Annotated in this window: 23 protein-coding genes; 13 read left to right on the top strand and 10 right to left on the bottom strand. The window is 55.4% G+C overall.

Annotated elements, in window-relative coordinates:
• The first annotated feature begins 34 nt into the window (after positions 1–34).
• The 9 genes from murC to mutT all read left to right on the top strand — a co-directional run bounded on the left by murC (position 35) and on the right by mutT (position 10902).
• Entirely contained in the window at positions 35–1513 is a 1479-nt protein-coding gene (gene murC, locus NR195_RS16640; protein WP_010253883.1) for a UDP-N-acetylmuramate--L-alanine ligase, read from the top strand.
• Positions 1503–2423 carry a D-alanine--D-alanine ligase gene (locus NR195_RS16635; RefSeq protein ID WP_256844729.1) on the top strand — a complete coding sequence of 307 codons (921 nt, stop codon included), beginning with the start codon at positions 1503–1505 and terminating at the stop codon, positions 2421–2423. The genes murC and NR195_RS16635 overlap by 11 nt, the downstream gene beginning before the upstream one ends.
• 1 nt (position 2424) lies before the next feature.
• Positions 2425–3264, top strand: coding sequence for a cell division protein FtsQ (ftsQ, locus tag NR195_RS16630; protein WP_010253887.1), 840 nt, complete (start codon positions 2425–2427; stop codon positions 3262–3264).
• Positions 3261–4517: a cell division protein FtsA gene (gene ftsA / locus NR195_RS16625; protein ID WP_010253890.1), complete on the top strand. Its 1257-nt coding sequence runs from the start codon at positions 3261–3263 to the stop codon at positions 4515–4517. Before ftsQ ends, ftsA begins: the two co-directional genes overlap by 4 nt.
• A gap of 71 nt (positions 4518–4588) precedes the next feature.
• Positions 4589–5743: a cell division protein FtsZ gene (gene ftsZ / locus NR195_RS16620; RefSeq protein ID WP_010253892.1), complete on the top strand. Its 1155-nt coding sequence runs from the start codon at positions 4589–4591 to the stop codon at positions 5741–5743.
• 101 nt (positions 5744–5844) lie between these two features.
• Entirely contained in the window at positions 5845–6762 is a 918-nt protein-coding gene (lpxC, locus tag NR195_RS16615; protein WP_010253894.1) for a UDP-3-O-acyl-N-acetylglucosamine deacetylase, read from the top strand.
• Positions 6763–7062: 300 nt separating this feature from the next.
• Positions 7063–7569: a secA translation cis-regulator SecM gene (secM, locus tag NR195_RS16610; RefSeq protein WP_323054595.1), complete on the top strand. Its 507-nt coding sequence runs from the start codon at positions 7063–7065 to the stop codon at positions 7567–7569.
• A 74-nt stretch (positions 7570–7643) separates the two neighbouring features.
• Entirely contained in the window at positions 7644–10352 is a 2709-nt protein-coding gene (secA, locus tag NR195_RS16605) for a preprotein translocase subunit SecA (RefSeq protein WP_033787378.1), read from the top strand.
• Positions 10353–10506: 154 nt separating this feature from the next.
• Positions 10507–10902: an 8-oxo-dGTP diphosphatase MutT gene (gene mutT / locus NR195_RS16600; protein ID WP_010253900.1), complete on the top strand. Its 396-nt coding sequence runs from the start codon at positions 10507–10509 to the stop codon at positions 10900–10902.
• A 35-nt stretch (positions 10903–10937) separates the two neighbouring features.
• On the opposite strand, the gene yacG is transcribed toward mutT, so the two are convergent.
• Genes yacG through coaE form a run of 3 tightly spaced genes read right to left on the bottom strand, consistent with a single transcriptional unit; the run spans position 10938 to position 12500 of the window.
• Entirely contained in the window at positions 10938–11135 is a 198-nt protein-coding gene (yacG, locus tag NR195_RS16595) for a DNA gyrase inhibitor YacG (protein WP_010253903.1), read from the bottom strand.
• Positions 11136–11143: 8 nt separating this feature from the next.
• Positions 11144–11887, bottom strand: coding sequence for a cell division protein ZapD (zapD, locus tag NR195_RS16590; protein WP_187500502.1), 744 nt, complete (start codon positions 11885–11887; stop codon positions 11144–11146).
• Between the two features lie 4 nt (positions 11888–11891).
• Entirely contained in the window at positions 11892–12500 is a 609-nt protein-coding gene (gene coaE, locus NR195_RS16585; protein WP_172608967.1) for a dephospho-CoA kinase, read from the bottom strand.
• Between the two features lie 234 nt (positions 12501–12734).
• On the opposite strand from coaE, the gene NR195_RS16580 reads away from it, so the two are divergent.
• A complete protein-coding gene (locus NR195_RS16580; RefSeq protein ID WP_033780586.1) occupies positions 12735–13775 on the top strand; it encodes a GMP reductase in 1041 nt (346 codons plus the stop codon).
• Between the two features lie 25 nt (positions 13776–13800).
• Here the strand turns inward: NR195_RS16580 and hofC are convergent, their stop codons facing one another.
• The 4 genes from hofC to nadC form a co-directional block, all read right to left on the bottom strand.
• Positions 13801–15000: a protein transport protein HofC gene (hofC, locus tag NR195_RS16575; protein WP_256844728.1), complete on the bottom strand. Its 1200-nt coding sequence runs from the start codon at positions 14998–15000 to the stop codon at positions 13801–13803.
• Entirely contained in the window at positions 14993–16378 is a 1386-nt protein-coding gene (gspE, locus tag NR195_RS16570) for a type II secretion system protein GspE (RefSeq protein WP_010671834.1), read from the bottom strand. The genes hofC and gspE overlap by 8 nt, the downstream gene beginning before the upstream one ends.
• Positions 16365–16820, bottom strand: a complete 456-nt coding sequence (gene ppdD, locus NR195_RS16565) for a prepilin peptidase-dependent pilin (protein ID WP_010253922.1) — start codon at positions 16818–16820, stop codon at positions 16365–16367. Before ppdD ends, gspE begins: the two co-directional genes overlap by 14 nt.
• A 174-nt stretch (positions 16821–16994) precedes the next feature.
• A complete protein-coding gene (gene nadC / locus NR195_RS16560) occupies positions 16995–17891 on the bottom strand; it encodes a carboxylating nicotinate-nucleotide diphosphorylase (protein ID WP_010671835.1) in 897 nt (298 codons plus the stop codon).
• 198 nt (positions 17892–18089) lie between these two features.
• On the opposite strand from nadC, the gene ampD reads away from it, so the two are divergent.
• Both ampD and ampE read left to right on the top strand, forming a co-directional pair.
• Entirely contained in the window at positions 18090–18641 is a 552-nt protein-coding gene (gene ampD, locus NR195_RS16555) for a 1,6-anhydro-N-acetylmuramyl-L-alanine amidase AmpD (RefSeq protein WP_010671836.1), read from the top strand.
• A 16-nt stretch (positions 18642–18657) separates the two neighbouring features.
• On the top strand, positions 18658–19512 hold the full coding sequence (ampE, locus tag NR195_RS16550) for a beta-lactamase regulator AmpE (RefSeq protein ID WP_022625416.1): 855 nt from the start codon (positions 18658–18660) through the stop codon (positions 19510–19512).
• Here the strand turns inward: ampE and NR195_RS16545 are convergent.
• The 3 genes from NR195_RS16545 to aroP all read right to left on the bottom strand — a co-directional run bounded on the left by NR195_RS16545 (position 19494) and on the right by aroP (position 23416).
• Complete coding sequence (locus NR195_RS16545; protein WP_039386521.1) at positions 19494–20453, bottom strand: family 43 glycosylhydrolase; 960 nt, start codon at positions 20451–20453, stop codon at positions 19494–19496. The genes ampE and NR195_RS16545 overlap by 19 nt on opposite strands.
• Positions 20450–21862, bottom strand: a complete 1413-nt coding sequence (locus NR195_RS16540) for a glycoside-pentoside-hexuronide (GPH):cation symporter (RefSeq protein ID WP_010671837.1) — start codon at positions 21860–21862, stop codon at positions 20450–20452. Before NR195_RS16540 ends, NR195_RS16545 begins: the two co-directional genes overlap by 4 nt.
• Before the next feature lie 198 nt (positions 21863–22060).
• Positions 22061–23416, bottom strand: coding sequence for an aromatic amino acid transporter AroP (aroP, locus tag NR195_RS16535; protein WP_033756570.1), 1356 nt, complete (start codon positions 23414–23416; stop codon positions 22061–22063).
• A 515-nt stretch (positions 23417–23931) separates the two neighbouring features.
• Between aroP and pdhR the strand changes: the two genes are divergently transcribed.
• Positions 23932–24696 (top strand): pyruvate dehydrogenase complex transcriptional repressor PdhR, encoded by a 765-nt coding sequence (pdhR, locus tag NR195_RS16530; protein ID WP_010253942.1) that lies wholly within the window; start codon positions 23932–23934, stop codon positions 24694–24696.
• The last annotated feature ends 50 nt before the right edge of the window (positions 24697–24746 follow it).

Below are 24746 nucleotides of genomic sequence, written 5' to 3'. Positions count from 1 at the left end.
GGGTACAAACTGAAATAGCAGGTAACTGAGAGCGATGAATACACAACAATTGGCAAAACTGCGTTCTATCGTGCCCGAGATGCGTCGCGTCCGGCACATCCACTTTGTCGGCATCGGCGGTGCTGGCATGGGCGGTATTGCCGAAGTGTTAGCAAATGAAGGCTACCATATCAGCGGTTCAGATCTGGCCCCTAACCCGGTGACGCAGAACCTGATTGCGCTGGGTGCCACCATTTATTTTAACCATCGCCCCGAAAACGTGACCGATGCCAGCGTCGTGGTGGTTTCTAGCGCCGTTTCGCAGGATAACCCCGAACTGGTGGCGGCACGTGAACAGCGTATCCCGGTGATCCGTCGCGCGGAGATGCTGGCTGAGCTGATGCGTTTTCGTCACGGCATCGCCGTTGCGGGTACCCATGGCAAAACGACCACCACGGCGATGGTGTCGAGTATTTATGCGGAAGCGGGTCTCGATCCGACTTTTGTTAACGGTGGACTGGTCAAAGCAGCAGGCACCCATGCCCGTCTGGGTCACAGCCGGTATCTGATTGCTGAAGCGGATGAGAGTGATGCGTCGTTCCTGCATCTGCAGCCGATGGTGGCGATTGTGACCAACATCGAAGCTGATCATATGGACACTTATCAGGGCGATTTTGAGAACCTGAAGCAGACGTTTATTAACTTCCTGCACAACCTGCCGTTTTACGGTCGTGCGGTGATGTGTGTGGATGATGCGGTTATTCGTGACCTGATCCCACGCGTGGGACGCCATATCACCACGTACGGTTTCAGTGATGATGCTGACCTGCGCATTGAAAATTATGAACAGAGTGGCGCGCAGGGGCATTTCACCTTGATCCGTCAGGATAAAGCACCGCTGCAGATTACGCTGAACGCGCCGGGTCGCCACAACGCCCTGAATGCGGCAGCCGCCGTCGCCGTCGCCAGTGAAGAGGGCATTGAAGACAATGCTATCCTGGCTGCGCTGGAGAGTTTCCAGGGCACGGGCCGTCGCTTTGATCTGCTGGGTGAATTCCCGACAGAGCCGGTCAACGGACAGCCGGGCACCGCGATGCTGGTTGATGATTACGGTCATCATCCCACCGAAGTGGACGCGACAATTAAAGCCGCGCGTGCAGGCTGGCCGGATAAAAAACTGGTGATGGTGTTTCAGCCGCACCGTTACAGCCGTACCCGCGATCTGTTTGATGATTTCGCCAACGTACTGTCGCATGTGGATGTGTTGCTGATGCTGGATGTTTACTCTGCCGGTGAAACCGCTATTCCGGGTGCTGACAGCCGTTCGCTGTGCCGTGCGATTCGTAATCGCGGCAAGGTGGATCCGATTCTGGTGCCGGAACATGACGCGCTGCCAGAGATGCTGGCACCGCTACTGTCAGGCAATGACCTGATTCTGGTGCAGGGAGCCGGTAACGTCGGCAAGGTTGCCCGCAAGCTGGCTGACACTAAGCTACAGCCGGAACGCAAAGCGGAGGATCGTCATGGCGGATAAAGTTGCAGTATTAATGGGTGGCACCTCGGCAGAGCGCGAGGTTTCGCTGAACTCAGGTCAGGCCGTGCTCGCCGGATTACGGGAAATGGGCATTAATGCGCATGGCATCGATACCCGTGATGTCTCTGTGCTGACGCTGAAAGAGCAGGGCTTTACCAAAGCCTTTATCGCACTGCATGGCCGGGGCGGAGAAGATGGCACGCTGCAGGCGGTGCTGGAGTTCCTGCAACTGCCGTACACCGGCAGCGGCGTGATGGCATCGGCCGTGACTATGGATAAGCTGCGCACCAAGCTGCTGTGGCAGGGACGTGGTTTACCGTCAGGAAAGTTTGTCTGGCTGACGCGTCAGCAGTTTGATGCCGGTCTGGACGCAGAAAACAACGCGGCAATTGCGGCACTTGGCCTGCCGTTGTTCGTCAAGCCAGCCTGTGAAGGCTCCAGCGTGGGCATCAGTCGGGTTAACGATCTGAGCGCGCTGCCGGCGGCACTGGACATGGCGTTTAAGCATGACAATGACGTGCTGGTCGAGGCGTTTCTTAGCGGCGCGGAGTATACCGTCGCGATTGTGGGCGATCGTATTCTGCCCTCGATTGAAATAAAGAGCGCCAGCGAGTTCTATGACTATGAAGCTAAATACATTTCTGACGATACTCAGTACGTCTGTCCGGCCGATTTAAGCGCTGAACGTGAAGCGGAATTACAACAGCTGGTACTGGCGGCCTGGCGTGCGCTGGGATGTCGCGGCTGGGGACGGGTTGATGTGATGACCGACGGGGAAGGGCGCTTTCAGTTACTGGAAGCCAATACCTCACCGGGCATGACCAGCCACAGTCTGGTGCCAATGGCAGCGAAACAGGCGGGCATGAGCTTCCCGCAGCTGGTTGCCCATATTCTGGAGCTGGCCGACTGATATGTCACAGGCGGCGATGAGAGTTCGAAACCGTGAACCGCAGGAGCGTATTCGCACCGGGCGCAGTAACGGTGCCCGACTGTTCGGCATTATTTTTCTGCTGATCGTCATCGGGATTATGGTTGCTGGCGGGCTGGTGGTACTGAAGTGGATGAACGATGCGTCCCGGCTGCCATTGTCAAAACTGGTGGTGACAGGACAGACGCACTACACCACACACGATGATATTCGTCAGGCGATTTTGTCGCTGGGTCCGCCTGGTACGTTTATGTCTCAGGACGTGGACATCCTGCAGCAGCAGATTGAGCGGCTGCCCTGGATTAAGCAGGTCAGCGTACGTAAGCAGTGGCCGGACGAACTGAAGATCCACCTTGTGGAGTACACACCGGTGGCGCGCTGGAACGATTTGCACATGGTGGATGCTGAGGGTGTCTCCTTCAGCGTACCCGCCAGTCATGTCGGCAAAGAGACAATGCCGATGTTATACGGGCCGGAAGGGAGTGAGAAAGAGGTCCTGGCGGGCTATCACAGCATGGATGATGTGCTGAAAGCCCGGAAGTTTACTCTGAAGGTGGCGTCGATGACGGCGCGGCGTTCATGGCAGCTGGTCACCAGCGACGATGTTCGTATCGAACTGGGCCGCAGCGACACCATGAAACGACTGAATCGCTTTATTGAGCTCTACCCGGTGCTGCAACAGCAAGGTCAGAACGAGAGCAAACGTATCAGCTACGTGGATTTACGATACGACTCTGGCGCTTCTGTTGGCTGGACACCGATCGTGATGGAGCCACAGGACAGTAATCAGCAACAGAACCAGGCACAGGCTAAACAACAATGATCAAGGCAACGGACAGAAAACTGGTAGTTGGACTCGAAATCGGCACTGCGAAGGTTGCCGCCCTGGTTGGGGAAGTTCTGCCCGATGGTATGGTCAACATTATTGGGGTGGGCAGCTGCCCTTCCCGCGGTATGGATAAAGGTGGCGTAAACGACCTTGAGTCGGTGGTGAAATGCGTTCAGCGCGCCATCGATCAGGCTGAGCTGATGGCAGATTGCCAGATCTCCTCCGTCTACCTTGCTTTATCGGGCAAACATATTAGTTGTCAGAACGAAATCGGGATGGTTCCGATTTCCGAAGAGGAAGTGACTCAGGATGATGTAGAGAACGTCGTACATACCGCCAAATCGGTGAGAGTACGTGACGAGCATCGCATCCTGCACGTCATTCCTCAGGAGTACGCCATTGACTATCAGGAAGGGATTAAAAATCCGGTCGGGCTTTCCGGCGTGCGTATGCAGGCGAAAGTGCATCTGATCACCTGCCACAACGATATGGCGAAGAACATCGTTAAAGCCGTTGAGCGTTGCGGGCTGAAAGTGGATCAGCTGATTTTTGCCGGTCTCGCCTCCAGTTTTGCCGTTCTGACTGAAGACGAACGTGAGCTGGGCGTGTGTGTTGTCGATATTGGTGGCGGTACAATGGACATAGCCGTATATACCGGCGGCGCTTTACGGCACACTAAGGTTATTCCGTATGCAGGCAACGTCGTTACCAGCGACATCGCCTATGCGTTTGGCACACCACCAACGGATGCTGAGGCGATCAAAGTGCGCCATGGTTGCGCGCTGGGCTCGATTGTCGGCAAAGATGAGAACGTTGAGGTGCCGAGTGTGGGCGGACGTCCACCACGTAGCCTGCAACGTCAGACGCTGGCTGAAGTGATTGAGCCGCGTTACACCGAACTTTTGAATCTGGTCAATGACGAGATTCTGCAGTTACAGGAACAACTGCGTCAGCAGGGCGTGAAGCATCACTTAGCCGCAGGCATTGTCCTGACCGGTGGTGCAGCGCAAATCGAAGGACTGGCGGCCTGTGCGCAACGCGTATTCCATACGCAGGTGCGTATCGGACAGCCGCTGAATATTACCGGCCTGACTGACTATGCGCAGGAATCGTACTACTCCACTGCCGTGGGACTGTTGCATTACGGCAAAGAGTCGCACATGAACGGTGATGCAGAGACCGAAAAACGGGTCTCAGTAGGTAACTGGTTCAAGCGTATTAACAGTTGGTTAAAAAAAGAGTTTTAATTTTTGTGAAAGGGGATCATGCTGTTTTCTTTAGTGATCTCCAGGCGACAGGCACATAACGGAGAGAAATCATGTTTGAACCTATGGAATTAACCAACGACGCGGTGATTAAAGTCATCGGCGTCGGTGGCGGCGGCGGTAACGCCGTAGAGCACATGGTACGCGAGCGTATCGAAGGTGTGGAATTCTTTGCTGTGAATACCGACGCGCAAGCGCTGCGTAAAACAGCTGTCGGCCAGACCATTCAGATCGGTAATAACATTACCAAAGGTCTGGGTGCGGGTGCGAACCCGGAAGTGGGCCGTAACTCTGCAGAAGAAGATCGCGAAGCACTGCGTTCTGCGCTGGAAGGGGCAGACATGGTCTTCATCGCAGCAGGTATGGGCGGCGGTACCGGTACCGGTGCAGCGCCTGTCGTGGCTGAAGTGGCTAAGGAGCTGGGTATCCTGACGGTGGCGGTTGTCACCAAGCCGTTCAACTTCGAAGGCAAAAAGCGCATGGCGTTTGCCGAGCAGGGCATCGCCGAACTCTCTAAGCATGTCGATTCACTGATCACCATTCCAAACGACAAGCTGCTGAAAGTGCTGGGCCGTGGTATCTCTCTGCTGGATGCGTTTGGTGCAGCTAATGACGTGCTGAAAGGCGCCGTTCAGGGTATCGCTGAGCTGATTACCCGTCCTGGCCTGATGAACGTCGACTTTGCTGACGTGCGTACCGTCATGTCCGAAATGGGCTATGCGATGATGGGTTCAGGCGTCGCGTGCGGTGAAGATCGTGCGGAAGAAGCGGCTGAAATGGCGATCTCCAGCCCACTGCTGGAAGATATCGACCTTTCTGGTGCGCGTGGCGTGCTGGTCAACATTACGGCGGGCTTCGACCTGCGTCTGGATGAGTTCGAGACCGTGGGTAACACTATCCGCGCCTTCGCCTCTGACAACGCGACCGTCGTGATCGGTACTTCACTGGATCCGGAAATGAATGACGAACTGCGCGTCACCGTGGTGGCAACCGGTATCGGCATGGACAAGCGTCCTGAAATCACCCTGGTAACCAACAAGCCAGCCAGTCAGCCAGTGATGGATCATCGCTATCAGCAGCACGGTATGTCACCGCTGCCGCAGGAGCAGAAACCTGCTGCCAAAGTCGTTAACGACCAGGCTGCGCAGTCGAACAAAGAGCCCGATTATCTTGATATTCCGGCCTTTTTACGTAAGCAGGCCGATTAGGATTAACCCTATAATTGGGATTCTCCGCTCTTTGTGCTAAAGTCTCTGTCCGCTGGTAAAGTATACTGGCGGTCGGACAGGTGATATTGCGAGATAATACGATGATCAAACAAAGGACATTAAAACGTATTGTTCAGGCGACTGGTGTCGGTTTACATACCGGCAAAAAAGTCACCCTGACATTACGCCCTGCGTCGGCTAATACCGGGGTCATCTATCGTCGCACCGACTTGAATCCACCGGTAGATTTTCCGGCTGATGCAAAATACGTGCGCGACACCATGCTGAGTACCTGCCTGGTGAATGATGAAGGCGTGCGTATTTCAACGGTTGAACACCTCAATGCCGCCCTGGCGGGTCTGGGTATCGACAACATTATTGTTGAAGTCGATGCGCCAGAAATCCCGATCATGGATGGCAGCGCAGCACCGTTTATCTATCTGCTGATGGATGCGGGCATCGAGCAGCTCAACAGCGCGAAGAAATTTGTGCGTGTTAAGCAGACCGTGCGTGTGGAAGAGGGTGACAAATGGGCCGAGATCAAACCGTTTAACGGCTTCTCGCTTGATTTCACTATCGACTTCAAACACCCGGCTATCGATTCCAGCTCACAGCGTTATGCGATGAACTTCTCTGCTGACGCCTTTGTTCGTCAAATCAGCCGGGCGCGTACATTTGGCTTTATGCGTGAAATCGAATATCTGCAGTCTAAAGGCCTGTGCCTGGGCGGTAGCTTAGATTGTGCGATAGGTCTGGATGATTTCCGCGTACTGAATGAAGAAGGCCTGCGTTTTGAGGACGAGTTTGTGCGTCACAAAATGCTGGACGCGATTGGCGACTTGTTTATGTGTGGTCACAACATCATTGGCGCATTCACTGCGTTCAAATCGGGCCACGCGCTGAACAACAAGCTGCTGCAAGCGGTTCTGGCTAAGCAGGAAGCCTGGGAATGGGCAACCTTCGAAGACGAAGCTGAACTGCCGCTGGCATTCAAAGCACCGAATCTGGTTCTGGCTTAATTACCCCGGAACGTGAAACGGCTGGTTATGCTGACACCCTCTCCGGTCAGCGGCGCCAGCCGTTTTTTATTGCCTCTTATCACACGCCTGATGACTGCGACCTCGCTCGCAAAGCGTTGTCTGTTCTGCTGATTTGCTGAACAATCACACGTGTTTTCTCTCGCCATCACTTTAATCCCAGGTGTGGATGCCCCACATTAATGATACTATCTGTGGCGCTTTTACAGGCCGAAATCCGTTGCGGCTCGCGGCGGGTACCAGAAAACAAGAGCGCAACAGAGCATGCGCGATGGAAAGGTTGTGATCGGGATTCTTCTGCGCTGGCGACAATTAGGTAGACGCTACTTCTGGCCTCATCTCCTGTTAGGGATGGTAGCGGCCAGCTTTGGCCTGCCAGCCTGTGCGCAAAGCTCCGAACTCAACGCGTCGTCTGAATCTCCGGCCAGCAGTCTCTTTCTTGGCAATGCCACACGCTTTGATCACCTGATCCGGCTGCAGGAAGCATCCCGACGCCCGAGCTTCAGCGTGGATTACTGGCATCAGCACGCCATCCGTACCGTTATTCGTCATCTCTCTTTCACGCTGGCGCCCCAGGCGCAGGCGGAGCAACAGACATTACCGCTGGCGGCACAAAAGCTGGCGCTGATCGACTCACTGCATAGTTTACTGACATCACATTCTGCGCTGCACACTGCACCGCAGCAGATCTCTACGCCGCCTCTTTTCACGGCCGTTACCCGTTCATGGGTAGAGTGGCATGCCAGCGTGCATGGCATTCGCGCCGGACCTGCCCGATTGTTCTGCTAATATTTTTGGTTTTATTCACTCTGTTAAGATTTCGCAGTCCGGAATGCTCCGGCTGAATTGAGAATATATTTACTATGTTAAGCAAAATATTAACCAAGGTTTTTGGTAGCAGTAACGATCGTACCCTGCGTCGTATGCGTAAAGTGGTGGATGTCATCAATAAGATGGAGCCCGATTTTGAGAAGCTCTCTGATGATGAACTGAAAGCGAAAACTGACCTGTTCCGCGAACGCCTGAAAAAAGGTGAATCGCTGGAAAGCCTGATCCCGGAAGCGTTCGCAACCGTGCGTGAAGCGAGTAAACGCGTGTTCGGGATGCGTCACTTCGACGTGCAGCTGATCGGCGGCATGGTGCTGAACGATCGCTGCATTGCTGAGATGCGAACCGGTGAAGGTAAAACGCTGACCGCAACGCTGCCAGCCTACCTGAATGCGCTGTCCGGCAAAGGCGTTCACGTGGTTACCGTCAACGACTATCTGGCACAGCGTGATGCGGAAAATAACCGTCCGCTGTTTGAGTTCCTGGGTTTAACCATTGGTATCAACATGTCGGGCCTGCCGGCGGTGGCAAAGCGTGAAGCTTACGCAGCAGACATCACCTACGGCACCAACAACGAATATGGCTTCGACTACCTGCGCGACAACATGGCTTTCAGCCCGGAAGAGCGTGTACAGCGTAAACTGCACTATGCGCTGGTGGATGAGGTCGACTCCATCCTGATCGATGAAGCGCGTACGCCGCTGATCATCTCTGGTCCGGCAGAAGACAGTTCTGAGCTTTACACCAAAGTGAACAAGATCATCCCTCATCTGGTGCGCCAGGATAAAGAAGATACCGAAACCCATCAGGGTGAAGGCGACTTCTGGGTCGATGAAAAAGCGCGTCAGGCTCACATGTCTGAGCGCGGTCTGGTCAAAGTGGAAGAGCTGCTGGTCAGCGAGGGCATCATGGAAGCGGGCGAGTCACTCTACTCTCCGACCAACATCATGCTGATGCACCACGTCACTGCGGCGCTGCGTGCGCACGCACTCTTTACCCGCGATGTGGATTACATCGTGAAAGATGGTGAAGTGGTGATTGTTGATGAACACACCGGCCGTACCATGCAGGGTCGTCGCTGGTCTGATGGTCTGCATCAGGCGATTGAAGCGAAAGAAGGCGTTGAGATCCAGAACGAGAACCAGACGCTGGCCTCTATCACCTTCCAGAACTACTTCCGTATTTACGAGAAGCTGGCCGGTATGACCGGTACCGCTGATACCGAAGCATTTGAATTCAGCTCCATTTATAAGCTCGACACCATTGTCGTGCCGACTAACCGTCCGATGGTGCGTAAAGATCTGGCTGACCTGGTCTACATGACCGAGAAAGAGAAGATCGATGCCATTATCGAAGATATCCGTGAGCGCACCGCCAATGGTCAGCCGGTGCTGGTGGGAACCATCTCGATTGAGAAATCAGAAGTGGTCTCTAACGAACTGACCCGTGCCGGTATCAAACATAACGTTCTGAACGCCAAATTCCACGCCCGCGAAGCGGATATAGTTGCGCAGGCCGGTCAGCCGGGTGCGGTCACTATCGCCACCAACATGGCCGGACGTGGTACAGATATTATGCTGGGCGGCAGCTGGCACGCTGAAGTGGCCGAACTGGAAGAGCCAACTGAAGCGCAAATCGAAGAGATTAAAGCGGCATGGCAGATTCGTCATGATGCGGTTCTGGCGTCAGGTGGTTTACACATCGTTGGTACTGAGCGTCACGAATCGCGTCGTATCGACAACCAGCTGCGTGGTCGTGCAGGTCGTCAGGGTGACGCCGGTTCTTCTCGCTTCTACCTGTCGATGGAAGATGCGCTGATGCGTATTTTTGCCTCAGACCGCGTCTCGAATATGATGCGTAAACTGGGCATGAAGCCAGGCGAAGCGATTGAGCATCCGTGGGTCACCAAAGCGATTGCCAATGCCCAGCGCAAAGTTGAAAGCCGTAACTTCGATATTCGTAAGCAGCTGCTGGAATATGACGATGTGGCTAATGACCAGCGTCGCGCCATCTACAGTCAGCGTAACGAGCTGCTGGATGTGTCTGACGTTAGCGAAACCATCAACAGCATTCGCCACGACGTCTACAAAGTCACCATCGATACTTACATTCCGCCGCAGTCGCTGGAGGAGATGTGGGATGTGCCAGGCCTGGAAGAGCGTCTGCGCACTGACTTCGATCTGAACCTGCCGATTGCAGAGTGGCTGGATAAAGAGCCCGATCTGCATGAAGAAGTGCTGCGTGAGCGCATCATGACCCATGCTATGGAAAGCTACGCTGAGAAAGAAGAGGTCGTTGGCGCAGAGATGATGCGCAACTTCGAAAAAGGCGTGATGCTTCAGACGCTGGATTCGCTGTGGAAAGAGCATCTGGCCGCGATGGACTATCTGCGTCAGGGCATCCATCTGCGCGGCTATGCGCAGAAAGATCCGAAGCAGGAGTACAAGCGTGAATCCTTCGCCATGTTTGCCGCGATGCTTGAATCACTGAAATATGAAGTGATCAGTACACTGAGCAAAGTCCAGGTGCGCATGCCAGAAGAAGTTGAAGCGATGGAGCAACAACGTCGCGAAGAAGCTGAACGTCTGGCACAGCAACAGCAACTGAGCCATGTTGAAGAGGATCTGCTGGCAGCCGCAGAGCCTGTGGCGGAGCAGAGTGGTGAACGCAAAGTCGGCCGCAACGATCCCTGCCCATGTGGTTCCGGTAAAAAGTACAAGCAGTGTCATGGCCGCATCGCCTGAGACTGAATGCTAATAAAAAAGGAGCCGCTGGCTCCTTTTTTCATGGTCTCTGCCACCCAGGCAACAGCGACTCCGCTGAGCTAAAGCGGTTAACATCCGCTACGGCATGCTCTAAAATCAGGCTTCATTCACCCATTACTACCGGATAGTCTCCATGAAGCACCTGCAGGTTGCAGTTGGCATCATTCGCAATGCCAGTAAACAAATTTTCCTTGCCCAGCGCGCGGCGACCTCTTACATGGCGAACAAGTGGGAGTTTCCTGGCGGTAAGATTGAAGCGGGCGAAAGCGCCGAACAGGGATTGATAAGGGAACTTCAGGAAGAGACCGGGATTGAGGTCACCGAGGCACGCCCGATTGGTCATGCAGACCACAGCTATGACGATCTGCGCGTGACGTTGCATTTCTTTCTGGTTGAAGGGTGGAAAGGAGAGCCGTGGGGCAAAGAGGGTCAGCCGCAGCGTTGGGTTGATCAGCATGCGTTGGTCGCGGAGGAGTTTCCGCCCGCGAATCATCAGCTGATTGCGCGTCTGATCGCCGGCGAACTCTGAGCGGATGGGGCAGCGCGCCCCATCCGGTTCGGCTATCAGCGATCTTCTTCACTCCAGTTGTCACTGTCGTTCATATCGTCGCGGCTGGGAATGCGTTTCTCTTCTGCGGCCCACTCACCTAAATCAATGAGCTGGCAGCGCTTACTGCAAAAGGGGCGCCACGGGCTGAGTTCATCCCAGATCACATCTTTGCCGCACTGCGGACAGGCAACGGTCATCACTTCTTGCTGCATTTTTACCTCTAACAACAGGCCAGTTGAAAATTAAGGCGGGCCGGAACTTCACCACGCTCATTATCAAGCGGCATAAAACGAATGGCGTAGCGGCTTTTATGTCCGGACACCTGTGGATAGAGCGCATCCTCCAGCGACAACTGCAGTCGCAACAGATCGGCGCCTTCGGCATTATCCTGATAAAAACCATTAAGGCTGGTCTGCACATGAAACGCGCCGGACTGGCGGATCAAATCCAGTATCATCGCCAGCGCATGATGCAGTGGCTCCAGCGTCTGCATCCAGGCTTCGACCTGCGCATCGCGTGCTTCCTGTGGCAGATGGAGCCAGATGTGAAGGCCCGGCAAATCAAAGCTGCAGCATCCACCAGGGATGCTCAGGCGCTGCCGCACCAGGGCAATCAGACGGTCCTCGCGGAGTTGCTGGCCCATACGTGGGGCATTCATTAACTGCGTCGACTGAATTTTGAGTTTATCGCGCAGGGCATTAACCAGCGTCATATCAACACCTGGCACATCAGCCCATGCACGTAACTTTTGCTGCTGACGCTCCAGCTCTTTTAACAATTCAGTACGCATATCGCCACGCTCAAAAATGTCGAGCAGCTCGCTAATCAGGCGAAAAAAGGTCAGCGCATTAACGGTTTTATCCAGTGGGACAATTTCATCTAACTGATTGATTAAAAACTCAACCCGTAACCAGGTTCGCATTTTTTCATTCAGTGGGTGTTCAAACAGAACGGGTGTGCTCATGGTATTAATCCTGTTTCGTTGCCGCTAGCCTGAGATAGCGCTGATGGAGTTCGGCAACCTGCGGCAAGGCGTCGTCGGGCTCGCCACTGTTATCAATAATGTCATCGGCACAGGCGAGGCGCTGCTGGCGCGTCGCCTGTGCGGCAAGAATGCGTTTCGCCTGCGCGACGGAAAGATGATCACGCTGCCGGGTGCGCGCTAACTGCGTTGCCTCATCAACATCCACCACCAGTACCCGATCAGCCTGGTGCTGTAACTGATTTTCCACCAGTAGCGGCACCACCCAGAGCACATAAGGTGTGGTGGCTTCGGCGATCAATTGACGCGTCCGGGCATTAATCAGTGGATGCAGCAGCGCGTTTAACCAGCTTTTTTCTTCCGGCTGCTGAAAAATAATGTCGCGAAGCCGGCTACGATCAAGCTTCCCCTCATCAGTCACTATCGACGAGCCATAGCGCGCCTGAATGGCCTGCAAAGCGGGTGTGCCGGGTTCGACAACTTCACGTGCTATCAGGTCAGCATCAATAATTTCCACGCCAGACGCTGCGAATGCCTGGGCAATCGTACTTTTACCACTGCCGATCCCCCCTGTAAGCGCGACGATATAGGGCATGTTTCTCACCTGACTTCTCTTTTCGACAGGGCTTCAGGGTAATGATCTGTATAAAAAACGCAAAAATGCGCGTCAGATCACACCGATAAACCACAATTAAATTTAACGGATTGTAGCGTAAATAAAGTGAAATTCGCAGTCTTGTCGCGCAGCGAGAGGCGCGTATCATAACGTCACTGGAGCTGTGCTTACTTCGTGAACGACGATTCATTGCCACTTACCAGGACACTGTTTATGCGTATTGAAGAAGATTTAAAACTGGGCTTTAAAGATGTCTTAATCCGCCCCAAACGCTCCACGCTGCAAAGTCGCTCACAGGTTGAGCTGGAACGCAGCTTTACCTTCAGACATTCGGGCCTGAGCTGGAGCGGCGTACCGATTATCGCCGCCAACATGGATACCGTCGGCACATTTTCAATGGCTGAGGCGCTGGCCAGCTTCAATATCCTTACAGCAGTCCATAAGCATTACAGCGTAGATGAGTGGCGCGCGTTTATTCAGCGCATCCCCGCGACGGTATTGAAACATGTGATGGTTTCAACCGGCACCTCGGAGGCCGATCTCAATAAACTGGTCGCGATTATGGCGCTGTCAGACGATCTGCAGTTTATCTGCATCGACGTGGCCAACGGTTACTCTCAGCATTTTGTTGATTTTCTGCAGCGCGCCCGTGAAACCTTCCCGGCTAAAACCATCTGTGCCGGTAACGTGGTAACGGGCGAAATGGTGGAAGAGCTGATTCTCTCTGGCGCGGATATCGTTAAGGTCGGCATTGGCCCGGGTTCGGTCTGTACAACCCGGGTGAAAACCGGCGTGGGTTATCCGCAGCTTTCCGCTGTCATTGAATGTGCCGATGCGGCGCATGGCTTAAGCGGACAGATTGTCAGTGATGGCGGCTGTTCAGTGCCTGGCGATATTGCGAAAGCGTTTGGCGGCGGTGCCGACTTCGTGATGCTGGGTGGCATGCTGGCGGCACATGATGAGTGTGAAGGGCAGGTGGTCGAAGAGAATGGCGAAAGCTTTATGCTGTTTTACGGCATGAGTTCCGAATCGGCGATGAAGCGTCACGTTGGCGGTGTCGCGCAATATCGCGCAGCAGAAGGTAAAACGGTGAAGCTGCCATTACGTGGCCCGGTTGCTGACACCGCGCGCGATATCCTGGGTGGATTGCGTTCTGCCTGCACTTATGTGGGGGCGGAGCGGCTGAAAGAGCTGACCAAGCGCACCACCTTTATTCGGGTTAATGAGCAGGAAAACCGCGTTTTCAACCGATAGTCATCCGGGGCGCAGCCTGCGCCCCTTAATGCATCGCATCACCCAGCCCGAACACCGGCAGATACATCGCAATCACCAGCGTGCCGACAATGCCGCCAATCACCATCATCATCATCGGTTCCAGCATAGCAGCCAGCGTGTCAGCGCGCTCACGGGTTTCTGCCTCATGCCATTCCGCCAGACGAGCCAGCATTAAATCCAGCGCGCCCGCCTCTTCGCCGACGCGAACCAGCTGACCGCATAATGGTGTGAACAGCGGATGATGCATCAGCGCCTGATGCAGAGGATTCCCCTGAGCAATGTGCTGCTGCAGTCCGGCCATTGCTTCCCGCCATAGCAATGATGAGAGCGTCACTTCAACGGCAGCCAGTCCCTGTAGCAAAGTTAACCCGGCACGCTGTGTCAGATTCAGAATGGTGTAGATCTGCGTCAGCTGCGTGCCACGCCATAACCCGGAAAGCAGCGGGATGCGCAGGAAAATCGCCTGCTCACGGCGCTGCCAGCCCGCAGAGCGTCGTCGTAACTGATGCCATGCCATCAGCATCAGCGATACGCCGATGGCTAACATCGCTCCCCACTCCTGAAGCGCGGCAGATAACTGCATTACCGCTGCCGTAAAGGCGGGCAGAGGGGCATCAAAGGAGTCATAGACGGCAACGAACTCTGGCAGAACGAACAGGAGCATGCCGCAGGTGACCGCAATCGCCACCAGCAGAATGAACAGAGGATAACGCAGCGCCTTCGTCACCTGATGCCATAACTGCTGTTGCCGGATCTGCTGCCGGGCCAGCTCACTGCAACAGGTATCCAGCTGACCGGTCAGTTCGCCCACCTCCATCAGGGCCGGATAGAGTGCCGGAAAAATCTGCGGCCATTCACGTAAAGCCTGAGAAAAAGGGGCGCCGCTGAGTACCCGATGATGCAGGACAAGCATCAGAGCACGCCAGCCTGCATGCGGATGGCCCTCAGCCAGTAAAGCCAGACTCTCTGCCAGCGGCAGTCCCGCTTTGAGCAGGGTTGCCAGCTGACGAATCAGATCGGTTTTGTGCTGCCACTTCCACTCCCTCTGACGCCACACTTTTTCTCGCTTCCAGCTCACCGGCAGAAGATCGCGCTGCGCCAGCATCAGCAGCAGGTTATCACTGTCGATAGCCAGTAGCTGGCCACTGACTAACTGGCCCTGGCTATCGACCGCCTGCCAGCGAAATAAAGACGCATCAGCCATCGTCCAGCCCAATCACCCGTTGCATCTCTTCCAGCGAGGTATCGCCCCGGCTTACTGCCTCCAGGCCAGAAACCAGCAGGGTGCGTAATCCCTGCTGTTTCGCCAGGCTGAGCAAATTCTCCAGCGGCATTTCGGCGGCGATCGCATTTTGCAGCCTGGCATTGATCGGCAGCAGTTCAAACAGCGCCAGCCGGCCAAAATAGCCGGAAAAACAGTGGTCGCAGCCGGGAGCTCGCCAGGTTTGCAAGGTACCGGGCCAGAGTTCCGCAGGATAGTGCGCCACCGCCTGAGCGGGCTGACGGCAGTGGGGACAGAGGCGTCGAACCAGGCGCTGAGCAACAATCAGTTTCAGCGCCGACCCCAGAAGATAACCGGGAATACCCATCTGTCGTAGCCGGGTCAGGGTCTCGGCGGTGGAGTTGGTGTGCAGCGTCGACAGCACCAGATGCCCGGTCTGTGCCGCTTTAACCGCAATCTCCGCTGTTTCAGCATCGCGGATCTCCCCAACCATGATTACATCCGGATCCTGTCTCAGCAGCGCCCGCAGCACGCGGTTAAAATCGAGGCCGTTTTTAGCATGGATCTGCGTCTGGTTAATGCCGGGCAGCGGGATCTCAATCGGATCTTCAACGCTGCACAGATTTTTTTCCGGCGTATTCAGGGCACTGAGTCCGCTATAGAGCGTAAACGTCTTGCCGCTGCCGGTAGGCCCGGTGACCAGAATCAGCCCCTGCGGCTGCGCCAGCGCGGCGCAGAACAGGCGCAACTGCGCGGCGGGTAAGCCGAGCTTATCCAGCGACAGCGCCGCGCTTTCACTCTGCAACAGCCGGACCACCGCTTTCTCACCACCGTAGATGGGTAAGGTCGCCAGGCGAAAAGAGGCGGGTTTACCGGCGATCTCCAGACTGAACTGACCATCCTGCGGTAACCGGCGTTCGGCGATATCCAGTCCGCCGAGGATCTTCAGTCGCGCCAGCAGAGCAGCAGGCTGGGTGACGGGCAGGGAAGATAGAGGGTGCAATACGCCATCGATACGCAAACGCACCCGCAGGCCATCACGGCCGGGTTCGATATGGACATCGGAGGCGCGACGCTCCAGCGCCTGACGCAGGATCAGCTGTGTCGCTTCGATCGCTGATTCTGCTGGTGCCTCTTCGCGCGCCACCAGCGGTGTGTCAGCGTGCTGAAGCTGGTCGAGCCGGGCCTGCGGCCAGCACTCGATTTCAATCTGACACTGGCTGGCAAAATGGAGGGCTTCAGCCAGCCCTGGCGGCACGCTCTCCGCGACGGCAACACGCAGCTGGCTGGCATCATGGTGCAAAACCAGGGCGCGATAGCGCTGACATAATGCCGCGATCGCCTCATCAGGCTTGCTCATCGCTGGCTCCTTTATCCGCAAAGCGGAACTGCTGCAGGCAATTGTCACGCAGGCTATTGTTGCTGCTGGTGCAACTGCGTTGCCAGCTGATGCCGCCCTCGGTGCTGTCCCAGAGAGGCAGCATTTCAACACTCAGGCCATTCAGGCTCTCCTGGCCGGTCAGCGTAATGACCCCGTTGGTCACGCTCAGTGCCGAGACATAGCGCGATCCCCTGGCAGCAGGAATACCCGCTTCTCCGGCCTGGCACTGCGTCGGGCCGCCGCGCTCCATGGCGCAAAGCTCAACAGCGGTTTTATAGGGCACCATGGTTTGCAGCATGTCGGTAAGGGCAGCACGCTGCAGATAATTTTGATAAGCGGGCAGGCCGATGGCACTTAAGATTGCCACAATACCCACCACAATCATCAGTTCAACCAGCGTAAATCCACGTTGATAATTCATCACATCGTCTCCGTATTAAGAAGGCGACAGGTTAAAAATCGGGGGCAGTAAAAGACAGGCAGAGATGGGCAAACTGGAAAGCGTGATGTGAACAGATTTCAGACTTACAGCGCAGTCGAAACTGCGCCGGAAGCAGGGTCGCAAAATCGCCGTGTTGAGTGACGGCGAGGCAGGCTATTTTTGTTTAAAGCGCATCGAGAGATCCAGCGCCCGCACATGTTTGGTCAGCGCGCCAACCGAAACATAGTCCACGCCGGTCAGGGCGATCTGTGGCAGGGTGGTTTCGGTGACGTTACCGGAGACCTCCAGCAACGCCCGACCCTGATTAAGTTCGACGGCGGCACGCATCGCTTCCAGGCTGAAGTTATCCAGCATCACGATATCGGCTTCCGCTTCCAGCGCCTGACGTAACTCCTCCAGCGATTCCACCTCAACTTCAACCGGCACATCGGGCTGCAACCATTGCGCTCTTTCCACTGCCTGCCGAATCGAACCGCTGGCAATAATATGGTTCTCTTTGATGAGATAAGCGTCAGAGAGGCCCAGCCGATGATTACTGCCACCGCCGCACAACACGGCATATTTCAGCGCAGTCCGCAGTCCGGGCAGGGTTTTACGCGTGTCCAGCAGTTGCGTCTGGCTTCCCGCCAGCAGCGCGACATAGCGGCTGACTTCGGTAGCAACGCCTGAGAGCGTCTGCACAAAATTAAGCGCCGTTCGCTCGGCGGTCAGCAGTAGCCGGGCAGGTCCCTCGATTTCAAACAGCAGCTGGTCAGCCTCGATCTGATCACCATCTTCGACATGCCAGATCAGGGTCGCGTGTGAGCCGAGCTGAATGAACACCTCTTCAACCCAGCGTTTACCACAGAAAACACCGGCTTCGCGGGTGATGACCTGCGCATCGGCCTGGGTATCGGCGGGTAACAGCTGCGCGGTGATATCGCGGTCAGCGTCGATCTCGCCCCCGAGATCCTCTTTTAACGCCAGCGCAACGCTATCCGGAATGTCACTTTCAATGCGTTTAATCAGCGCCTGACGACGGCTGTCGGGATCATAACCACGGGATGACATAGGCGTTTTACTCCTGAAAGGGGAAATGACAGAGGCGGTCACAATAGCCTGAACCGCCATTCGGTTCCAGCAACTGATAGTATTTTGTTTAGTATCCTTAACACGCAGTGCGTGAATGTCATCAGGCCGGCACACTAAGAAGCAAGAATCCTTTATTATTCATGCTATTCTCAGCCAGGTGAAATAAGGAAAACCGCTATGAAAATCAAACAGGGCTGGCTGACCCGCGTGCGTCATGTGCCGTCGCCGCATTGCAACGAACGCCCTGATAATGAGGCACCTTCACTGCTGGTGATCCACAATATCAGCCTGCCACCCGGTGAATTTGGCGGGCCATGGATCGATAAACTGTTCACCGGCACCTTACCGCCCGATGCCCATCCCTATTTTGCGGATATCGCCGCGCTGAAAGTGGCGGCACACTGCCTGATTCGCCGTGACGGGGAGATCGTGCAGTATGTCCCCTTTGATAAACGCGCCTGGCATGCAGGCATTTCGCAGTTCGAAGGACGTGAGAACTGCAACGACTTCTCCATAGGCATCGAACTGGAAGGGACAGACAGTGAGCCTTATAGCGAGGCGCAATATCGGGCCTTGCAGCAGGTGACGCAATTACTGCTGCAACACTATCCGTTAACGCCGGCACGTATCACGGGGCACAGTGACATCGCACCGGTACGCAAAACCGATCCCGGACCTGCTTTTGACTGGGACTACTACAAACAGCTGTTAACGCAGCAAAAATCCTGATTTTTGCGGAGTCAGTATGACGTTGTTTACCTTGTTGTTGGTTTTAGGCTGGGAGCGCCTGTTTAAACTGGGCGAGCACTGGCAGCTCGAACACCGGCTGGAGCCGATCTTTCGCCAGCGCCACCATTTCTCAATGATGCGTACCCTGCTGATGACCGTGCTGGCGATGGCGCTGACCGCGCTGGTGATCTGGAGTCTGAAAGGGCTGCTGTTTGGCGTGCTGCAACTGCTCTTCTGGATTGTTGCCGGACTGCTCTGTATCGGTGCGGGGTCGGTGCGACAGCACTACCACAGCTACCTGAAAGCGGCCAGTCATGATGACGACGCTGCGCATCAGGCGATGGCGGCTGAACTGACGCTGATTCATGGCGTGCCGGTGGAATGCAGCGAGCGCGAGTTCCTGCGTGAGCTGCAGAATGCCCTGATCTGGATAAACTTCCGTTTCTACCTTGCGCCAATGTTCTGGCTGGTGGTGGGCGGTCCGTGGGGACCGGTGCTGCTGGTGGGTTACGCTTTTCTGCGGGCCTGGCAAGGCTGGCTGGCAAAGCACGGAACACCGATGGCGCGTTCACAATCTGGCGTGGATGCCATTCTGCATCTTCTCGACTGGATCCCGGCGCGGCTGGCGGGTGTGGCTTACGCCCTGCTGGGTCATGGCGAGAAAGCGCTGCCCGCCTGGTTTGCTTCGCTGACCGATCGGCATCGTTCTCAGTATCAGGTGCTGACGACCCTGGCGCAGTTCTCACTGTCACGCGATCCGCACACCGATAAAGTCGAAACGCCACGGGTTGCCGTGGCGTTAGCGAAACGTACCTCACTGGTACTGGTGGTCGCTGTCGCGTTGCTGACGATTTACGGCACGCTGGTGTAATCGGCAGGCGGCACGCCGAAATCAGGCGTGCCATCTTCCCGCCAGCTGAAATATTTCAGTCGGGTATGGCGGTTCGGATCCCATAACGGATCGCCTTCAATTTCAGTGTAGTTACGCGCGTGGTACACCAGCACGTCGCGTCCCGCCTCATCCTGGGTAAAACTGTTGTGACCCGGTCCATACTGATGGTTGTCCCAGCTGGAGACAAATACCGGCCGTGCAGACTTTTGCCATGCGGCGACATCAAGCGGATCGGCATCAGCAGCAATCGACAGTATTCCCAGACAGTAATTCTCATCGGTGGCGCTGGCAGAGTAGGTCACAAACAGCCGATCCCCGTGACGAATAACCGCCGGTCCTTCATTAACGCTAAAGCCTGCGCACTCCCACTCATATTCTGGCCGGCTCAGCATCACCGGCGTGCCTTTCAGCGTCCAGGGATTAAGCAGCTCAGCCAGATAGAGGTTAGAGTTGCCGGGAATCAATGGATCTTTCTGCGCCCAGAGATACCAGTTTTTACCCTGATGCACGAAGTGGGTGGCATCCAGTGAGAAGCTGTCAAACTGGCTGAACACCCGGCGGCAGGGCTGCCATTCCCCCTGCAGCGGATCTTCCGCCTCACACACCAGCGCATACATCCGGTGCTGAAACAGTCCCTCTTTGATTTCACGCGTCGGTGCTGCCGCGAAATAGATGACCCACTGTCCGTCAATGTAGTGCAGCTCAGGTGCCCAGATTAACTCGCTAAAGGGGCCACTCTCGGGCTTGCGCCAGACGACCACCGGCTCGGCGCTGCGCAGGCCAGCCAGCGTCGTGGCGCGACGGATCTCCAGCCGGTCATACTCCGGCACCGATGCCACAAAGTAATAGTACTGTTCATGGCGCAGGATAAAGGGGTCGGCACGCTGCTCGATAAAAGGATTCGGCAAGATTGCGGTCATTTAACATCTCCGGTTGGCGTGACAACACCGTCGCGCAGGCGAACGGTGTGTAACTCATGGAAGTTTTCGCGGCGCAGCGCGAGATCCTGCTGGATGGTAATCATCATTTTGCGGTCGACCTTCATCAGTCGTACCACACCGGCGGTAATCAGATAGCCGACGCCAGGAATAATGGTGAACAGCAGCATGATGCCGTTAATCGCCTCAGGTGACTGCTGCTTAGCACCTGCATTGTAGCCATAGATCGACAGCAGAAAGCCGACCATCGCACCGGCAACCGCCAGTCCCACCTTGAGGAAGAACAGGTTGCCGGAGAAGCTGATGCCGGTGATGCGTTTGCCGGTTTTCCATTCGCCGTAGTCATCCACATCGGCCATCAGTGACCAGTGCAGCGGAGAGGGGATCTGATGCAGGATATTCAGCACAAAGTAGGCGACCACGACCATCACGGTGGCGTGGGGATCGATCCAGTAAAAACCGCTGGAGAAGAGTGCCAGCGCGATATTGGTCCAGAAGAAGACTTTGAGTTTGCACCAGCGATCGGTGAGCAGTTTCGCCAGCGTGCTGCCGACCATCATGCCAATCACACCCAGGCTGATAAACAGCGTGGCGAAGTGCGTTGACTGGCCCATGACCCAGGTCACGTAATACATGGTGGCCGCCATACGGATGAAGCCGGGACAGACGTTACAGAAGGTCAGCAGCAGAATGCGTACCCACTGGTCATTCTTCCAGACGTCACGCAGATCTTTTTTCAGGTCATCATTGCTCGGCACGGCAGGGCGGATACGTTCACGTACCGTGGCAAAGCAGAACAGAAACATCGCCAGGCCAATGGTTGCCAGTACCGCCATCGCCATCTGGTAGCCGCGCGCTTTGTCTTCGCCACCGAACCACTCTGCCATCGGCAGCAGGGACAGAGAGAGTATCAACGTAGCGATGCCGACCATGACAAAGCGATAAGACTGGCAGGAGACGCGCTCACCGGGATCGTTGGTAATCACGCCGCCCAGAGAGCAGTAAGGAATGTTAATCGCCGTGTAGGTCAGCGACATCAGGAAGTAGGTGACGAAGGCCCAGATCACCTTGTTGTGATAGGTCCAGTCTGGCGTGGTGAACATCAAAACGCTGAACACCACATAAGGTACGGAAACCCACAGCAGCCAGGGACGAAAACGTCCCCAGCGACTCTGGGTGCGATCGGCGATCGCGCCCATAATCGGATCGGTTACCGCATCGAGCACTCTGACCGAGAGCAGCAGGGTCCCCACCAGCGCCGGGGCCAGGCCGAAAACGTCGGTATAGAAGTAGTTCAGGAACAGCATGATGGCACCGCCAATCATGTTGCATCCGGCATCGCCCATGCCATATCCCAGTTTTTCCCGAAACGGGAGGGCTGTACCTTTCATGGTTTTCTCCTGCGCATCCAGTGTGAACAGGAATTATTGGCAGGAAATCAGCGAGATGAACGGGAGTAATTCGTTATGAAGATGGACAAAACAGTTGCGGGGAGAGAAGTGTGAACTGGATCGGGACAGTTGAGACGGTCAGAGAGGCGCGGGTGACGTGCTGCAACCCCGCAGGAGGTCGCAGCACATGGTAAAGCATCAGGCTTTCTGTGTCTGGTTCTTGATAAAGTAACCCACGCCCAGAATCACCAGCCAGACCGGAATCAGCCAGACAGAGATCGCCATGCCCGGCGTGGTCGCCATCAGTACCAGAATCGCCGCCAGGAAAATCAGGCAAATCCAGTTACCGGCCGGATAGAGCAGCGCTTTAAAGCGCGTGGTTACGCCCTGCTTATCTTTCTTACGACGGAACTTAAGGTGCGCCAGGCTGATCATCGCCCAGTTGATCACCAGCGCAGAGACGACCAGCGACATCAGCAGGCCAAACGCTTCACCCGGCATCAGATAGTTGATCAGCACACACAGCGCAGTGGCGACAGCAGAGACCAGAATCGTTAATACCGGCACACCGCGACGATCGACTTTCAGCAGCGCTTTCGGCGCATTACCCTGCTGTGCCAGACCAAACAGCATACGGCTGTTACAGTAAACGCAGCTGTTATAGACCGACAGCGCCGCTGTCAGGATGACCACGTTGAGCGCATTCGCTACCATGGCATCGCCCAGCTCGTGGAAGATAAAGACAAACGGGCTGACTTCTGACGTGACACGCGTCCACGGCATCAGTGACAGCAGCACCGCCAGCGAACCAATATAGAAGATCAGAATACGCCACAGCACCTGGTTGGTCGCTTTTGGAATGCTCACTTCCGGGTTATCCGCTTCAGCGGCGGTGATACCTACCAGCTCCAGACCACCAAACGAGAACATGATAATCGCCATGACCATCACCAGACCGCCGATGCCATGCGGGAAAAATCCGCCCTGTTCCCACAGGTTGCGCACGGTAGCCTGCGGACCCGCGTGACCGCTGAACAGCAACCAGCCTCCGAACAGGATCATGCCAATCACCGCAACCACTTTAACGATGGCGAACCAGAACTCCATCTCACCAAACACTTTCACGTTGGTCAGGTTGATAGCGTTAATCATCACGAAGAAGATGGCAGCCGAAGCCCAGGTCGGAAAGTCTGGCCACCAGAACTGGACATATTTGCCAACGGCGGTGAGTTCCGCCATGGCGACCAGCACATAGAGCACCCAGTAGTTCCAGCCTGAGGCGAAGCCTGCAAAGTTGCCCCAGTATTTATACGCGAAGTGGCTGAAGCTGCCGGCGACCGGCTCTTCCACGACCATTTCGCCTAACTGACGCATGATTAAAAAGGCAATAAAACCGGCAATCGCATAGCCCAGAATTACGGCCGGTCCGGCGGATTCAATGACCGATGCACTGCCCAGAAACAGGCCGGTTCCCACTGCACCACCCAGCGCGATGAGCTGAATATGGCGGTTCTTGAGACCACGTTTCAGCGCTTCGCCTTGCTGTTGTTCCATACAAACCTCGTGATGTTTTTATTCTTCGTTCGCAGCGCAGGACGCTGTAATGAAGTAGTTACAATAACGTATTGATTATTTTACGGTATCTGGCGTGCTGAATAGTGCCATCTGCTACCCTGGCGACAAGAATAGTGATAAGCGAATCGCTTTGCACCTGCTTTCGCCTTTCGTGCTGAGAGTTGACTGAAAAAACGCCGTCCTGGTCACGTCTGCCCACAGCAACTTCTGCCATGAAATTCCGTTAATGACGAATAGCTTTCACTTATGTCTGCCGCTGCGCTAACGCGCTAAGCGGGTGTAAGGTTTGGTAAAAGTGAAATTATTTAACATTTGCGGTAACGCGAATTTTTCATTTTTTTAACCGCAAGTTAGCGCCAGCACAGGCTTTGGGGGCAGGTGAATGTCGCAGACACCATATAGACACAAGGTGAATACTTTGTTACTTTACCGGCACCTCTTTGCAATTGGTATTACCAATTTACTCCGGAAGATTGGCTTAATAAGAAGGGACGATGGCTTACAGTAAGATTCGCCAACCTAAACTCTCCGACGCTATCGAGCAACAGCTCGAATCGCTGATTATGGAAGGGACCCTGCGTCCGGGAGAGAAGCTGCTGCCTGAGCGCGAACTCGCCAAACAATTCGATGTCTCACGTCCGTCTCTCCGCGAAGCGATCCAGCGCTTAGAAGCCAAAGGATTATTGCTGCGCCGACAGGGTGGCGGAACGTTCGTGCAGGAGAATCTCTGGCAAAGCTTAAGCGATCCACTCGTTGAGCTTCTCGCCGACCATCCGGAATCACAGTTTGATCTGCTGGAAACGCGCCATGCCTTAGAAGGCATCGCCGCCTATTACGCGGCGCTGCGCGGCACAGAGGAAGACCTGCTGCGCATTCGCGACTGCCATGTGAATATCCAGCAGGCGCAGGACAGCGGCGATTTAGACGCCGAAGCGGACGCAGTGATGCAGTATCAGATCGCTGTCACAGAAGCGGCCCATAATGTTGTGCTTTTACATTTGCTACGCTCAATGGGCCCTATGCTGGAACAAAACGTTCGCCAGAATTTCGAATTGCTCTACTCGCGCCGGGAAATGCTGGCAAAAGTGAGCGGTCACCGCGCCAGAATCTTTGAGGCGATTGTGGCTCGTGAGCCAGAAAAAGCGCGCGAGGCTTCACACCGTCACCTGGCGTTCATAGAGGAAATCTTGCTGGACAGAAGTCGGGAGCAGAGCCGTCGAGAACGCTCCCTGCGTCGTTTACAGCAACGTAAGGAATAACGTGCGACAAAGATCGTACTGACATCAGACGAGCCTGCCTGCATCTGCTT

This window comes from Pantoea sp. Ft-CA_14, assembly GCF_024520875.1.
In the GTDB taxonomy this organism is placed as follows: Bacteria; Pseudomonadota; Gammaproteobacteria; order Enterobacterales; family Enterobacteriaceae; genus Pantoea; species Pantoea agglomerans.
The sequence above is the reverse complement of the archived record's forward strand: the minus strand, read 5'-3'. Positions and strand labels throughout refer to the sequence as shown.

Bases quoted from the DNA above. Each gene is read 5' to 3' on its own strand.
- murC (WP_010253883.1), top strand. From the start codon at position 35: ATGAATACACAACAATTGGCAAAACTGCGTTCTATCGTGCCCGAGATG.
- NR195_RS16635 (WP_256844729.1), top strand. From the start codon at position 1,503: ATGGCGGATAAAGTTGCAGTATTAATGGGTGGCACCTCGGCAGAGCGC.
- ftsQ (WP_010253887.1), top strand. From the start codon at position 2,425: ATGTCACAGGCGGCGATGAGAGTTCGAAACCGTGAACCGCAGGAGCGT.
- ftsA (WP_010253890.1), top strand. From the start codon at position 3,261: ATGATCAAGGCAACGGACAGAAAACTGGTAGTTGGACTCGAAATCGGC.
- ftsZ (WP_010253892.1), top strand. From the start codon at position 4,589: ATGTTTGAACCTATGGAATTAACCAACGACGCGGTGATTAAAGTCATC.
- lpxC (WP_010253894.1), top strand. From the start codon at position 5,845: ATGATCAAACAAAGGACATTAAAACGTATTGTTCAGGCGACTGGTGTC.
- secA (WP_033787378.1), top strand. From the start codon at position 7,644: ATGTTAAGCAAAATATTAACCAAGGTTTTTGGTAGCAGTAACGATCGT.
- mutT (WP_010253900.1), top strand. From the start codon at position 10,507: ATGAAGCACCTGCAGGTTGCAGTTGGCATCATTCGCAATGCCAGTAAA.
- yacG (WP_010253903.1), bottom strand. From the start codon at position 11,135: ATGCAGCAAGAAGTGATGACCGTTGCCTGTCCGCAGTGCGGCAAAGAT.
- zapD (WP_187500502.1), bottom strand. From the start codon at position 11,887: ATGAGCACACCCGTTCTGTTTGAACACCCACTGAATGAAAAAATGCGA.
- coaE (WP_172608967.1), bottom strand. From the start codon at position 12,500: ATGCCCTATATCGTCGCGCTTACAGGGGGGATCGGCAGTGGTAAAAGT.
- NR195_RS16580 (WP_033780586.1), top strand. From the start codon at position 12,735: ATGCGTATTGAAGAAGATTTAAAACTGGGCTTTAAAGATGTCTTAATC.
- hofC (WP_256844728.1), bottom strand. From the start codon at position 15,000: ATGGCTGATGCGTCTTTATTTCGCTGGCAGGCGGTCGATAGCCAGGGC.
- gspE (WP_010671834.1), bottom strand. From the start codon at position 16,378: ATGAGCAAGCCTGATGAGGCGATCGCGGCATTATGTCAGCGCTATCGC.
- ppdD (WP_010253922.1), bottom strand. From the start codon at position 16,820: ATGAATTATCAACGTGGATTTACGCTGGTTGAACTGATGATTGTGGTG.
- nadC (WP_010671835.1), bottom strand. From the start codon at position 17,891: ATGTCATCCCGTGGTTATGATCCCGACAGCCGTCGTCAGGCGCTGATT.
- ampD (WP_010671836.1), top strand. From the start codon at position 18,090: ATGAAAATCAAACAGGGCTGGCTGACCCGCGTGCGTCATGTGCCGTCG.
- ampE (WP_022625416.1), top strand. From the start codon at position 18,658: ATGACGTTGTTTACCTTGTTGTTGGTTTTAGGCTGGGAGCGCCTGTTT.
- NR195_RS16545 (WP_039386521.1), bottom strand. From the start codon at position 20,453: ATGACCGCAATCTTGCCGAATCCTTTTATCGAGCAGCGTGCCGACCCC.
- NR195_RS16540 (WP_010671837.1), bottom strand. From the start codon at position 21,862: ATGAAAGGTACAGCCCTCCCGTTTCGGGAAAAACTGGGATATGGCATG.
- aroP (WP_033756570.1), bottom strand. From the start codon at position 23,416: ATGGAACAACAGCAAGGCGAAGCGCTGAAACGTGGTCTCAAGAACCGC.
- pdhR (WP_010253942.1), top strand. From the start codon at position 23,932: ATGGCTTACAGTAAGATTCGCCAACCTAAACTCTCCGACGCTATCGAG.